This window comes from Dietzia lutea, assembly GCF_003096075.1.
GTDB lineage: Bacteria > Actinomycetota > Actinomycetes > Mycobacteriales > Mycobacteriaceae > Dietzia > Dietzia lutea.
The window spans coordinates 1,937,025-1,950,278 of the sequence record NZ_CP015449.1 but is presented as its reverse complement, the minus strand read 5'-3'; the positions used below and the strand labels follow the sequence as shown (position 1 = coordinate 1,950,278).

The 13,254-nt window shown below is 72.6% G+C and carries 13 protein-coding genes; 11 read left to right on the top strand and 2 right to left on the bottom strand.

What is annotated here, in order from left to right:
- Positions 1 to 17 precede the first annotated feature (17 nt).
- Positions 18 to 1,769, top strand: a complete 1,752-nt coding sequence (locus tag A6035_RS08885) for a proline--tRNA ligase (protein WP_108847492.1) — start codon at positions 18 to 20, stop codon at positions 1,767 to 1,769.
- 5 nt (positions 1,770 to 1,774) lie between these two features.
- Here A6035_RS08885 and A6035_RS08880 read toward each other — a convergent pair whose 3' ends face one another.
- On the bottom strand, positions 1,775 to 2,179 hold the full coding sequence (locus A6035_RS08880; RefSeq protein ID WP_108847491.1) for a ferritin-like domain-containing protein: 405 nt from the start codon (positions 2,177 to 2,179) through the stop codon (positions 1,775 to 1,777).
- The gene (locus A6035_RS08875) at positions 2,176 to 2,643 is read right to left on the bottom strand and encodes a hypothetical protein (RefSeq protein WP_108847490.1); all 468 of its coding nucleotides are present in this window, start codon (positions 2,641 to 2,643) and stop codon (positions 2,176 to 2,178) included. Before A6035_RS08875 ends, A6035_RS08880 begins: the two co-directional genes overlap by 4 nt.
- A gap of 104 nt (positions 2,644 to 2,747) precedes the next feature.
- Here A6035_RS08875 and A6035_RS08870 point away from each other — a divergent pair, with 104 nt between their 5' ends.
- The 10 genes from A6035_RS08870 to truB all read left to right on the top strand — a co-directional run bounded on the left by A6035_RS08870 (position 2,748) and on the right by truB (position 13,238).
- Positions 2,748 to 3,293 carry a ribosome maturation factor RimP gene (locus A6035_RS08870; RefSeq protein WP_108847489.1) on the top strand — a complete coding sequence of 182 codons (546 nt, stop codon included), beginning with the start codon at positions 2,748 to 2,750 and terminating at the stop codon, positions 3,291 to 3,293.
- Positions 3,290 to 4,276, top strand: a complete 987-nt coding sequence (gene nusA, locus A6035_RS08865; protein ID WP_108847488.1) for a transcription termination factor NusA — start codon at positions 3,290 to 3,292, stop codon at positions 4,274 to 4,276. The genes A6035_RS08870 and nusA overlap by 4 nt, the downstream gene beginning before the upstream one ends.
- Before the next feature lie 140 nt (positions 4,277 to 4,416).
- Positions 4,417 to 4,800 (top strand): YlxR family protein, encoded by a 384-nt coding sequence (locus A6035_RS08860; protein ID WP_108847487.1) that lies wholly within the window; start codon positions 4,417 to 4,419, stop codon positions 4,798 to 4,800.
- Between the two features lie 83 nt (positions 4,801 to 4,883).
- Positions 4,884 to 7,718, top strand: a complete 2,835-nt coding sequence (gene infB / locus A6035_RS08855; protein WP_108847486.1) for a translation initiation factor IF-2 — start codon at positions 4,884 to 4,886, stop codon at positions 7,716 to 7,718.
- A 111-nt stretch (positions 7,719 to 7,829) separates the two neighbouring features.
- Positions 7,830 to 8,288 (top strand): 30S ribosome-binding factor RbfA, encoded by a 459-nt coding sequence (gene rbfA, locus A6035_RS08850; protein ID WP_108847485.1) that lies wholly within the window; start codon positions 7,830 to 7,832, stop codon positions 8,286 to 8,288.
- Positions 8,285 to 9,262, top strand: a complete 978-nt coding sequence (locus tag A6035_RS08845; protein WP_108847484.1) for a DHH family phosphoesterase — start codon at positions 8,285 to 8,287, stop codon at positions 9,260 to 9,262. Before rbfA ends, A6035_RS08845 begins: the two co-directional genes overlap by 4 nt.
- The gene (locus tag A6035_RS08840) at positions 9,246 to 10,673 is read left to right on the top strand and encodes an MATE family efflux transporter (protein WP_244192396.1); all 1,428 of its coding nucleotides are present in this window, start codon (positions 9,246 to 9,248) and stop codon (positions 10,671 to 10,673) included. Before A6035_RS08845 ends, A6035_RS08840 begins: the two co-directional genes overlap by 17 nt.
- Positions 10,670 to 11,596 (top strand): metallophosphoesterase family protein, encoded by a 927-nt coding sequence (locus A6035_RS08835; RefSeq protein WP_108847482.1) that lies wholly within the window; start codon positions 10,670 to 10,672, stop codon positions 11,594 to 11,596. Before A6035_RS08840 ends, A6035_RS08835 begins: the two co-directional genes overlap by 4 nt.
- Entirely contained in the window at positions 11,596 to 12,330 is a 735-nt protein-coding gene (locus A6035_RS08830) for a 4'-phosphopantetheinyl transferase family protein (protein WP_108849168.1), read from the top strand. Before A6035_RS08835 ends, A6035_RS08830 begins: the two co-directional genes overlap by 1 nt.
- Positions 12,327 to 13,238 (top strand): tRNA pseudouridine(55) synthase TruB, encoded by a 912-nt coding sequence (truB, locus tag A6035_RS08825; RefSeq protein ID WP_108847481.1) that lies wholly within the window; start codon positions 12,327 to 12,329, stop codon positions 13,236 to 13,238. The genes A6035_RS08830 and truB overlap by 4 nt, the downstream gene beginning before the upstream one ends.
- The last annotated feature ends 16 nt before the right edge of the window (positions 13,239 to 13,254 follow it).

Sequence of the window (13,254 nt, the reverse complement as noted above, 5' to 3'; positions counted from 1 at the left end):
GGCTACTCTGGATCACCGTGATCACGCGCCTGTCCCACCTGTTCCTCCGCACCCTCCGCGACGACCCGTCGGACGCCGAGGTCCTCAGCCACAAGCTGCTCGTCCGCGCCGGCTACATCCGCCGCGTCGCGCCCGGTGTGTACTCTTGGCTCCCGCTGGGCCTGCGCACGCTCAGGCGGGTCGAGCAGGTGGTCCGCGAGGAGATGGACGCCTTCGGCGCCCAGGAGATCAGCCTGCCCGCGCTCCTGCCCCGCGAGCCGTACGAGACCACCGGCCGCTGGACCGAGTACGGTCCGGCCCTGTTCCGCCTCAAGGACCGCAAGGGCAACGACATGATGCTCGGGCCCACCCACGAGGAGCTCTTCACGCTCACGGTGCAGGGCGAGTACTCGTCGTACAAGGATCTACCGGTCACTCTGTACCAGATCCAGACCAAGTACCGCGATGAGGAGCGGCCCCGCGCCGGCATCCTGCGCGGCCGCGAGTTCGTCATGAAGGACTCGTACTCCTTCGATGTCGACGACGCCGGGCTCGAGCGCTCGTACCAGGCTCATCGTGATGCGTACCAGCGGATCTTCGACCGACTGGGCATCGAGTACGTCATCTGCGCGGCCACCTCCGGTGCGATGGGCGGATCGGCGTCGGAGGAGTTCCTCGCCGTGTCGGCCGCCGGCGAGGACACGTTCGTGCGGTCGACGGACGGTGCGTACGCGGCCAACGTCGAGGCCGTCGTCACCCCCGCACCCCCGGCCCGTCCGCTGGAGGGACTGCCCGAGGCGACCGTCCACGACACGCCCGACGCCCCGACCATCGACTCGCTGGTCGCGTGGGCGAACTCCGCGGGCCTCGGACGCGAGGTCGGTGCCGCCGACACGCTGAAGAACGTGATGCTCAAGGTGCGCCGCCCCGGCGAGGAGTGGGAGCTACTGGCGGTGGGTCTGCCCGGCGATCGCGAGGTGGACATGAAGCGGGTCGAGGCCGCCCTCGAGCCCGCCGAGGTCGCGATCCTGGAGGAGGCCGACTTCGCCGCCAACCCCTTCCTCGTCAAGGGGTACATCGGCCCCCGGGCGCTGCGGGACAACGAGGTCCGGTACCTGGTCGATCCCCGGGTGGTCGAGGGCACCGCGTGGATCACCGGCGCCGACGAGCCGGGCCGCCACGTCGTGGACCTGGTTTGCGGGCGCGACTTCACGCCCGACGGGACGATCGAGGTCACCGAGGTCCGCGAGGGCGATCCGGCACCGGATGGTCACGGCACCCTCACGCTCGCCCGCGGTATCGAGATCGGCCACATCTTCCAGCTCGGTCGCAAGTACACCGATGCCTTCGGGTTCGACGTGCTGGGGGAGAACGGCAAGCCCGCACGCGTCACGATGGGTTCGTACGGGATCGGCGTCTCGCGCCTGGTCGCCGTCCTCGCCGAGCAGTTCGCCGACGACAAGGGCCTCGTCTGGCCCGCGGAGGCCGCGCCGGCCGACGTGCACGTGGTGATCGCCAACAAGGACCAGGCCGCGATCGACGGTGCGGCCACCCTCGTGGAGGCGTTCGATCGGGCGCGACTCGAAGTCCTCTTCGACGACCGCAGGGCCTCACCGGGCGTGAAGTTCAAGGACGCCGAACTCATCGGCGTCCCCTGGGTCGTCGTGGTGGGTCGCGGCTGGTCCGAGGGAACGGTCGAGCTCCGCCACCGGGCCACCGGCGAGGTCACCCAGGTGGCGGTCGACGGCGCCGCGGACGAGATCATCCGGCTCATCGGCGCCGGGCGCTAGGCCCGTCAGGCGGAGGGCGGGAACCCGGGCAACGCCTCGAACGGGGCGCCCGGGACCAACGTCCTCCACCGCGCGAGCTGTACCGCCGCCGCGCTGAGGGCGTCAACGCAGAACCGGCGGGTCTCCGGCGAGTCCGAGCGGCCGAGTTCCACACGCCACGCCTCACAACAGTCCGACTCCAGTCGGATGGCCAGGAGGACGGGGGAGGACGGGGTCTCCGGTCCGACGAGGTAGCCCACGGGCGCCGGTGGGGATCCCGGCCACAGTCGTTCGGCCTCGTCGCGGCGGGCACGGTGGGCGGCCAGTTCGCGCCGCACGGCCGCACGGATACTCGCGTCGGCGCGGGAGAGGACGAGTCCGTATCCGTAGATTGCGGCGTCCTCCGCAGCCAGTCCCACGGCCCGGCTCATGCGAGCACCACCTCGGCGGCGGCGGTGCACGCCGCGGAGACGGCGCCGGCGATCTCGGCCCGGGCCCCGTCGATCGCCGCCGCGACGTCCGCGGCCAGCGCCGCATCCGCACGCAACCTGGCCCGTACCTCGTCGACGGAGGGGCACACCGGAAGCGGGGCCGGTGCCACCGGCTGGTCCTCGCCCTCGTCGGCCGTGTCGGCCAGTTCCGCGAGCGCGTCTGCGTGCACCCGACGTGCGTCGGCGATCCGTCGCAGCGCTCCGACGCGGCCCCCGTGTGTGGCGTCCGCGGCCGCCAACTCGCGGGCGTCGCGGGCGGCGGCGTCGATCAACGGGATCAGCGGGTCCGGGCGGTCGACGACCGCGGGCAGTGCGCAGCCACCGGCGACCGCGAGCCCGGTGACGCCGACGGCCGCGCCCACGAATCGACGGCGGGAGAGGACGACGGGGGCGGAGTGGGGCACTCCGACATCCTGCCAGGGCTCGGAGGTGGGGGCGTCGAGGCGGTACAGTGATGCGGCCCGTCCGCGTCCCGGACGGGTTCCCCGGCCCGCACTCCAGGAGCACAGTGATCGTCCCCGAGCCCGACAGGGCCCACATACTCAGAGCGGTATCCGACCGCGGCCTCGATCTCGAGGACATCCGGGAGGATGCCGGCTCGTCCGCCTGGCGCGTGACGATCGTCGTGGACGGCGACTCCGGAGTCTCACTCGACGACCTGGCAGAACTGTCGACCGCCGTCGATCCCCTCGCCGAGGGATGGGGCGGACCGGACCGGCCCGTGACGCTCGAGGTGACCAGCCGCGGGATCGACGCGCCCCTTGAGCACCCGAGACACTGGCGTCGGGCCCGCGGGCGTCAGGTGGATCTCACCTACGTGCAGGGCGCCGAGGGCCCGGCACGAGCACGGGTCGGAGATCTGGACGAGGCCGCGGGGGTGGTCCGCCTCGTGTCCGGTGCGGGCCGGGACAAGAAGGTGGAGCCGGTGGCGCTGGAGCAGGTGGCCCGCGCCGTGATCCGGGTCGAGTTCCGGCCCGTCCCGCAGGACGAGCTGGACCTGCTGTCGGAGCCGGGGGCAACCGGTCGTGGCGCGCGAGAAGGAGAAGACCGTTGAACATCGACATGGCAGCGCTCAACATGCTGTCCCTGGAGCGCGAGATCCCGCTGGATGATCTCGTGCATACGCTGGAGAACGCGCTTCTCACCGCCTACAAGCGCACCGACGGAGCGCACCGCGTGGCCCGGATCGAGCTGGACCGAAAGGCCGGCACCGTCGCCGTGTTGGCGGCGGAGGTCGACGAGGACGGCAACCGTATCGGCGAGTTCGACGTCACCCCCTCCGACTTCGGGCGGGTCGCGGCCGCGACCGCGCGGCAGATCATCCTCCAGCGCCTCCGTGAGGCGGAGACCGATCGCATCTACGGCGATCTCGTCACCCGTGAGGGTGAGGTCGTCAGCGGCGTCATCCAGTCCGACTCGCGGGCCAACGCCCGGGGCATCGTGGTGGTCCACATCGGACCGGAGAACGGCGGCACCGAGGGCACGATCGCCCCCGCCGAGCAGGTGCCCGGCGAGAGCTACCAGCACGGCGAACGCATCAAGTGTCACGTGGTGGGCGTTCACAAGGGTCCGCACGGAGCCTCGGTGTCGCTGTCCCGGACGCACCCGGATCTCGTCCGTGGGCTCTTCGCCCTCGAGGTGCCCGAGATCGGTGACGGTTCGGTGCGTATCGCGGCGATCGCCAGGGAGGCCGGGCACCGCACGAAGATCGCGGTCGAGTCCACCGTCTCGGGCCTGAACGCCAAGGGCGCGTGCATCGGCCCGAACGGCGCCCGCGTCCGTGCCGTGATGGCGGAGCTGAACGGCGAGAAGATCGACATCGTCGACTACGACGACGACCCGACGGTGTTCGTCGGGAACGCCCTGTCGCCGGCGAAGGTCATCTCGGTCTCCGTGGCCGACGAGCAGGCGAGGGCGGCCCGGGTGGTCGTGCCGGATTACCAGCTCTCGCTCGCGATCGGCAAGGAGGGGCAGAACGCCCGCCTGGCCCACCGCCTCACCCAGTGGCGGATCGACATCCACAGCGACGCGGAGTGAGGCCCGTCGTCCGCGGGCGCCACGCGGTCGGGCGCGCCGTTAGTGTCGACACGGCATCTTCTGTAGACTGATCAGTTGTCACAGTGACTTCACGTCCACCCGTCCCCACGGGCCGGGCGGCGAGAGACCGAGGTGGCCGTATGCCGGGTCGTCAGGACCAGCGGAACGACGCCGCCGAGGACGAGGGTCCCATCCGGACCTGCGTCGGTTGCCGTGGCCGGGATAACGACTCCCGGCTGCTGCGGATCGTCCACGATCCGCAGACGGCGGCGCTCTCGTCCGATCCGCGTCGGCGGGCGGAGGGGCGAGGAGCCTGGGTGCACCGCGACGAGCGGTGCATCGCGACAGCACTCGACCGCAGGGCCTTCATCAGGTCACTGCGAGTCGCCGGGAACGTGTCGCAGGATGCGGTCTCGGAGGTGCTCGAGGCGTTACGGCTCGGGCACGACACCACCCGTCGGCCGTTCGGCCCGGCGGGGGAGCACAAGAAGAGGAACGGACCAGACACGATGAGCACACCGTGAAGCTCCAGCGATGAACGTCCATCGAATGTAGACCGAGGTCGCGCGGCCAGCCCCTGCCGTGAGACCTCGCAGTGAGGAGAGCAGTGGCAGGCAAGCCCCGGGTACACGAACTGGCCAAAGAGTTCGGTATCACCAGTAAAGAACTTCTGACGAAGCTCCGCGATCAGGGAGAGTTCGTCAAGTCCGCGTCGTCGACGCTGGAGGCACCGGTCGTCCGGCGCCTGCGCGAGGCGCACGCACCGGCAGGAGGCGGCGACAACGCCGCGCCGGCGCCCAAGTCCGGTGGAGGGTCCGCGCCCAAGCCGGGCGCCCCGTCCAAGCCCGCTCCGGGTCCGCGTCCGGGTGCGACCCCGCGCTCCGCGGCGCCCAAGCCGTCGGCCGCGCCCACCCCGGGCGCCAAGCCCGCGGCACCGGCCCCCAAGCCCGCCTCGGCGCCGACACCGGGCGACAGGCCCGCTGCGGGATCGACGCCGGGTGCCAAGCCCGCCGCGCCGGGCGCGAAGCCCGGCGCGCAGCGTCCCTCCCCGGGTGCGACCCCGGGCGCAGCGGCAGCCGCGTCCCGGCCGTCTCCCGGCCCCCGTCCGGCCGGCCCGAAGCCCGGGCCCAAGACGCCGCGCGTGGGTAACAACCCGTACTCCAGCGGCACGACGCCCGCGCCGCGCCCCCAAGGCGGTCCGCGCCCGGGTCCCGGCCAGGCGGGTCCGCGACCGGGTGGCGCACGTCCGGCGCCGGGTCAGGGCGGTCCGCGTCCACCGCAGCGCCAGGGCGCTCCGGGTCAGGGCGGCCCCCGTCCCACCCCCGGCAACATGCCGCCTCGTCCCAACCCCGGTCAGATGCCGGGGCAGGTCGCACGGCCCGCAGCGGGTCGCGGTCGGCCGGGTGGTCCCGGCGGACGGCCCGGCGGCGGTGGCTTCCGCCCCGGCGGTGGCGGCGGCGCTCCGGCAGCGGGCGGCGGCGGCTTCCGCGGTCGGCCCGGTGGTGGCGGTCGCGGTCGCGGCGGTGCCGCGGGTGCGTTCGGTCGTCCCGGCGGTGCCCCGCGTAGGGGGCGCAAGTCGAAGCGGCAGAAGCGTCAGGAATACGATTCGATGCGGGCACCGGAGGTCGGCGGCGTCCGGCTCCCGGACGGTCGTGGGCAGGTCCTGCGGCTGGCTCAGGGCGCGTCGCTGAGCGACTTCGCGGACAAGATCGACGTCAACCCGTCGCAGCTGGTCCAGGCGCTGTTCAACCTGGGCGAGATGGTCACCGCCACGCAGTCGGTCACTCCGGAGACGCTCCAGCTCCTCGGTGAGGAGATGGGCTTCAAGGTCCAGATCGTCAGCCCCGAGGATGAGGACCGCGAGCTGCTCGAGTCCTTCGACCTGTCCTTCGGCGAGGACGAGGGCGGCGAAGAGGACCTCGAGCGTCGTCCCGCGGTCGTCACCGTCATGGGTCACGTCGACCACGGTAAGACGCGGCTGCTCGACAGCATCCGGTCCGCCAAGGTCGGCGAGGGTGAGGCCGGTGGCATCACCCAGCACATCGGTGCCTACCAGGTCACCGTGCCGGTCGACGAGGTCGAGCGCACGATCACCTTCATCGACACCCCGGGTCACGAGGCGTTCACCGCCATGCGTGCCCGCGGCGCAAAGTCCACCGACATCGCGATCATCGTGGTGGCGGCGGACGACGGCGTGATGCCGCAGACGGTCGAGGCGATCAACCACGCACAGGCGGCCGAGGTGCCGATCGTCGTGGCGGTCAACAAGATCGACAAGGAGGGCGCGCAGCCCGACAAGATCCGTGGCCAGATGACCGAGTACGGCCTCGTGCCGGAGGAGTACGGCGGCGACACCATGTTCGTCGACATCTCCGCCAAGCAGAACCTGAACATCGATTCGCTGCTCGAGGCCGTCGTCCTCACGGCGGACGCCGCTCTGGACCTGCGGGCCAACCCGGACATGGACGCGCAGGGTGTCGCGATCGAGGCGCACCTCGACCGCGGTCGTGGTCCCGTGGCCACCGTGCTCATCCAGCGCGGCACGCTGCGGGTCGGCGACTCGATCGTCGCCGGCGACGCCTACGGTCGTGTGCGCCGCATGGTCGACGAGCACGGTCAGGACGTCGTGGAGGCGACCCCGTCCCGTCCGGTCCAGGTCATCGGCCTGACGAGCGTCTGCGGTGCCGGCGACACCCTGATGGTGGTCGACGAGGACCGCACGGCCAGGCAGATCGCCGACCGTCGTAACGCGCGCAAGCGCAACGCGATGGCCGCGCGCAGCCGTCGCCGGATCAGCCTCGAGGACCTGGATTCCCACCTCAAGGAGACGAGCCAGCTCAACCTCATCATCAAGGGCGACAACTCCGGTACGGTCGAGGCCCTCGAAGAGGCCCTCATGGGTATCGAGGTCGACGACGAGGTGCAGCTGCGCGTCATCGACCGCGGTGTCGGTGCCGTCACCGAGACGAACGTCAACCTCGCGGCGGCGTCCGACGCGGTGATCATCGGGTTCAACGTCCGCGCGGAGGGTAAGGCCACCGAGATGGCCAACCGCGAGGGCGTGGACATCCGGTACTACTCGATCATCTACCAGGCGATCGACGAGATCGAGAGCGCGCTCAAGGGCATGCTCAAGCCGATCTACGAGGAGAAGCAGCTCGGACAGGCGGAGATCCGCCAGATCTTCCGCTCCTCCAAGGTGGGCAACATCGCCGGTTGTATGGTGCTCGACGGCATCATGCGGCGTAACGCCAAGGCGCGGCTCATCCGCGACGGCAACGTGGTCGTGGAGGAGATGACCGTCTCCTCGCTGCGCCGGGAGAAGGACGACGTGACCGAGGTCCGCGAGGGCTTCGAGTGCGGTCTGACGGTGACGTACTCCGACATCAAGATCGACGACGTGATCGAGACGTACGAGCTCGTCGAGAAGCCGCGCGACTGACGTCGCAGAGCACACCGTGGGGGCGGGTTCCGTATCGTACGGACCTGCCCCCGCGGTGCGCTCGTCAACACGTGACCGCGCAGCGGTCGCACCATGTCAAGGAGGATCGCCATGACCGGCAAGGGACGCGCGGGACGGCTCGGCAAGCGGATCGGTGAGATCGTCGCGACGGCCATCGAGCACGAGATCAAGGATCCGCGGCTCGAATACGTCACCATCACCGACTCGCGCATCACGGCGGACCTGCGGGTCGCCACCCTGTACTACACGGTGCGGGGCGAGACCCTCGACGAGGAGCCGGACCTGGAGGCCGCGGAAGAGGCGTTGACCGCCGCCCGCGGGCGTCTGCGCACCATGGTCGGCAGGCAGACCGGGGTCAAGTTCACCCCGGAGCTCACGTTCGTCCTCGACTCCGTCCCCGACGCCGCGCGGCACATGGAGGAGCTCCTCGCCAGAGCGCGGGCCAACGACGAGCAGGTCCGGCGTGCGGCCGAGAACGCGCGTCCCGCCGGTGATGAGGACCCCTACCGGAAGCCGGAGGAGGACCGACCGGAGGACCGCGACCGGTGACGACGGCGGTGGACGCCGCGGGGGCGGCGGACGTGTTGGCGCGGCATCGCGAGGTAACCGTGCTGTGTCACGTCCGCCCGGACGCCGACGCTCTCGGCAGTTCCTGCGGTCTGGCGCGGGCCCTGCGGGCGGTCGGTGTGACCGTCCACCATTCGTTCGACCCCGGCGTGGTCCCGGACGCGCTTCGTGGCATCCCGGGCACCGACCGGGTGGTCCCGCTGTCCCGGGTGCCCGCCCACGACGGCCTCGTGGTGACCCTGGACTGCGCGAGCCCCGACCGGGCCGGGGCCTGGGAGCGGCTGGCCGAGACGGCGTCCGAGGTCCTGGTGGTCGACCACCACGGGTCGAACCCGGGCTTCGGATCGCACATGTACCTCGATCCGGCCGCCGCGTCGACCGCGTCACTCGTGTTGGAGGTGCTCGACGCCGGCGGGTACATCGTCGACGCCGACATCGCCACCAGCCTCTACGCCGGCCTCGTCACCGACACCGGGTCGTTCCGGTGGGGCGGGTCGCACGCGCACGAGACCGCCCGCCGCCTGCTCGAGGCCGGGGCGGAGTCGGAGGAACTCGCGTACGACCTGCTCGACGCCCGCTCCTTCGCCTGGTTGCAGGTCCTGGGTGAGCTGCTCGCCACCGTCCGTCTGGAGGTCGACGCCGTGGCGGGTCGAGGTGCCGTCTGGCTCGCGGTCCCGTACGAGGTGATCGCCGCGGCGGACGAGGACGACGTGGAGTCGCTGGTGTCCCATCTGCGGGGCGTCCGGGAGGCGCGGGTGGCGGTCCTGCTCAAGGAGTACCGACCGGGGGAGTGGGCCGTCTCGCTACGCTCCCGGAGCGACGCGGATCGGGAGGCGATCGACGTCTCGGCGGTGGCCGCGGCTCTGGGCGGCGGCGGACACCCGTCGGCGGCCGGCTGCACCGTGCGCGGCGACCTCGACGCCGTGAGTGCGAGGCTCCGTGAACTCCTCGGCTGACCCGGCGCCCCCCGCTCCGCGGTCGGCGGCACGGCCGGAGCCGGAGCCGGTGCTGCAGGTCGGGGTCGGAGCGATCGGTCGTCGCCTGTGGTCCATCGCGCTGCCCGTGCTGCCGGTGCTGTCTGCCGAGCCCGTCTACCTGCTGATCGACGGCATCATCGTGGGCCGTCAGGGCGCGGACGACCTCGCAGCCCTCGGCGTGGGTGCGCTCGTGCTGCTCGTGCTGGGCACCCAGATGAACTTCCTTTCCTACGGGACGACCGCCCGGTCCGCGCGGCTGCACGGCGCCGGTCGGCGCGCCGACGCGGTCGCCGAGGGCGTGCAGGCGACGTGGATCGCCCTCGCTGTCGGAGCGCTCGTGGTCGCCGCGGTGTCGGCGCTGATGGGCCCGCTCACTCGTGCCCTCGCCGCGGACGCCGAGGTCGCCGCCGGGGCGGCCGAGTGGCTCCGGGTGGCGGTGTGGGGCATCCCGTGCATCCTCGTCGCCTCGGCCGGGCACGGCTGGATGCGCGGCGTCCAGCGCCTGCGTACCCCGCTCGCGCTGGTGTCCGTGGGGATCGGCGTGTCGACCATCGGCTGTGTGGTGCTCGTTCCCGGACTGGGGCCCGCGCCGGAGATGGGACTGGTCGGCAGCGCGTGGTCCAATCTGGCCGGTCAGCTGCTCATGGCGGCGGGTTTCCTCACCACGCTGGTCCTCGAGCACCGCGGTTCGCTCCGGCCTCGTCGCGCCGTGATCGTCAGCCAGCTGCGGATGGGTGTCGACCTCATCATCCGCACCGCGTCGTTCCAGATCACCTTCGCCGTCGCCACCACCGCCGCCGCCGCGGCGGGCGTCAACTCGCTCGCCGCCCACCATCTCGCACAGCAGCTGTGGTCGCTGTACTCGCTCGTCCTGGACTCCGTGGCGATCGCCGCGCAATCGCTAGTGGGCGCCGCCCTGGGCGCCGGGCTCGCCGCGCACGGCCGGGCGTTGGCCCGGGCCGTCGTCGTGTGGTCGCTGGGACTGGGGGTCGCGCTGGCGCTGCTGACGGTGGTCTTCCGTGAGCCGCTGGCCGCCCTGCTGGCCGGCGACGCGGGCGTGGCGGACCGGCTCGTGGTGGCGCTGATCGGCATGGCGGTCGTCGTCCTGCCGGCGGCGGTCGTGTTCGGCCTCGACGGGGTCCTGCTCGGTGCCGGGGACGCGGCGTACCTACGCACGAGCACGGTCATCGCCGCGCTGTTCGGCTTCCTGCCCGTGCTTCTGGCGACCCGGCACTTCGGGTGGGGCCTGACCGGGATCTGGTGGGGGATGGGGGTCTTCGTCGGGATGCGGCTCGTCGCCGTGGGGATGCGGGTGCGCGGCGACCGGTGGGTGGTCCTCGGCGCGCGTACCCCGGAGGCCGCCGGTGCCGACGCGGGGGCCACGGGATGACCGCGGGCCCGTCCCTGCGGGCGGTGTCCGACCTGCACGTGGGGCACCGCGGGAACGCCGACGTGGTGGACGACCTCCACCCGGGGCACCCGGGCGACTGGCTGATCGTGGCCGGAGACGTCGCGGAGAAGACCGACCACGTGGTGGACGCCCTGGAGCGCCTGGCGGCCCGGTTCGAGCGCGTGATCTGGGTACCGGGCAACCACGAGTTGTGGATCGGGCGCGATGACGAGGGGATGACCTCCACAGCCAAGTACGACCGGTTGGTGGAGGCGTGCCGGGCGATCGGCGTGGACACCCCCGAGGACCCGTACCCCCTGTGGACCGGCCCCGGCGGGCCGGCGTGGGTGGTGCCGATGTTCCTGTTCTACGACTACAGCTGGACCCCCGTGGCGGGGCAGGCCCGCGCGGAGGCGCTGGCCGGGGCGCGCGAGCGCCGGGTGGTGGCGTCCGACGAGTTCCTCATCGACCCGGGCCCGCACGGCGACGCCGTGGCGTGGTGCCGGGAGCGCCTCGTGGCCACCACGACCCGGCTGGGGCGCCTCGACCCCGCCCACCCGACCGTGCTGATCAACCACTGGCCGCTGCTGCGCGAGCCCACGCGGGTACTGCGCCACCCCGACTTCGCGCTGTGGTGTGGGACGGAGCAGACGGCCGACTGGCACCGCCGCTACCGGGCGACCGCGTGCGTCTACGGGCACCTGCACATCCCGCGCACGACCGTGCACGACGGCGTGCGCTTCGAGGAGGTCTCGCTGGGCTACCCGCGCGAGTGGGGGGCCCGGGGGCGTCCGGAGCCGCTGACGCGCCAGATCCTGCCCGCCCCGGACGCGCCGCAGGTGCGGTGGGTGCGGGGCGAGGATGGCATGCCGCGGCTCGCCCGACCGGGCGAGAGCGCGCCGGAACTGGAGGAGGAGCGGTGATCGCGGACCTGTTCCCCGGCGACCTGTTCCCGGACGACGTGGCCGTGGTGACCGACGCTGAGCTCGGGATGGACGACGCCGCCCTGCTGGCGTCGCTGTACCCGGTGGAGGTCGAGCAGATCGGTGCGGCGGTGGAGCGGCGGCGGGTCGACTTCGCCGGGGCGCGGGCCTGCGCGCGTGCGGCCATGGCGCGGCTCGGGGTGCCGCCCGGCCCGGTGCTGCGGGGCGCGCGGGGCGTGCCGGTGTGGCCCAGGGGGCTGGTGGGCACGCTGACGCACACCGACGGTCTGCGCGCCGCCGCGCTGGCCCGGGCCGGGCGGGTGCGGTCGGTGGGGTTGGACGTCGAGCGGCACGAACCGCTCGCCGACGGGGTGCTGGAGGCGGTGTCGCTGCCGGAGGAGGCGGCGTGGGTGCGCGCCGCGCGCACGGAGATGCCGTCGGTAGCGTGGGACGCGCTGCTGTTCACCGCGAAGGAGGCCACGTACAAGGCGTGGTTCCCGCTCACCCACCGGTGGTTGGGGTTCGCCGACGCGCACATCACCCTGGTGCCGGACGGCGACGACGACGAGGTGGTGGTCCGCGGCACGCTCGTCTCGCGGATCCTCGTCGACGCGCACACGGTGGACGGCGGCGCGGACGCGACCGAGTTCCGCGGCCGATGGGCCGTCCGGGGCGGCCACGTGGCCTCGGCGATCGTGCTGCGGCCCGCCGGTGTCGATAGCGTGGGTCCGTGACGCCGCGCAGACCCGACCCCCGTCCCGCCCCCGAACCCGGCCTGGTGGTCGTGGACAAGCCCGGGGGGATGAGCAGCCACGACGTGGTGGCGCGATTGCGCCGGTTCTTCGGCACCCGCAAGGTCGGACACGCCGGCACGCTCGACCCCATGGCCACGGGTGTGCTCGTCGTGGGCATCGAACGCGCCACCAAGATGCTCGGCATGCTCGCGCTGGAGACCAAGTCCTACGAGGCGACCATCCGCCTCGGCGAGACCACGACCACCGACGACGCCCAGGGGGAGACCACCGCGACCGTCGACGCCTCCGCGGTGGCCGACACCGCGATCGACGCGGCCGTGGCCGACCTGACGGGCGAGATCGACCAGGTGCCGTCGGCGGTCAGCGCGATCAAGGTCGACGGGAGGCGGGCCTACGACAGGGTGCGGTCGGGGGAGGAGGTCGAGCTCCGGTCCCGGCGGGTCACCGTCACCCGGTTCGACGTGCTCGAGCGGGTCCGCGCCGGGGCGGTGATCGACCTCGTCGTCGTCGTCGACTGCTCCACGGGGACCTACATCCGCGCGCTCGCCCGCGACCTCGGCGCCGCGCTCGGCGTCGGGGGCCACCTCACCGCCCTGCGCCGGACCCGCGTCGGACCGTTCGGGCTCGACGTCGCCCGCACGCTCGACGAGCTGGAGGCCGCGCCGACCCTGTCCCTCGACCTCGACGCGGCCGCCCTGGCAGCGTTCCCCCGCCGCGACATCGACGCCGACGCCGCCGAGGGGCTCCGCCACGGCCGCTGGCTCGACGCCCGGGGCGACACCGGCGTCGTCGCCGCCGTGGGTCCCGACGGTCGGGTCGCGGCGCTGGTCTCGGAGTCCGGACGCCGCGCCGCTCCGGTCGTGGTCATGCGCCCGGCGGGGCTGTGAACCCCGCGCGTAAGGT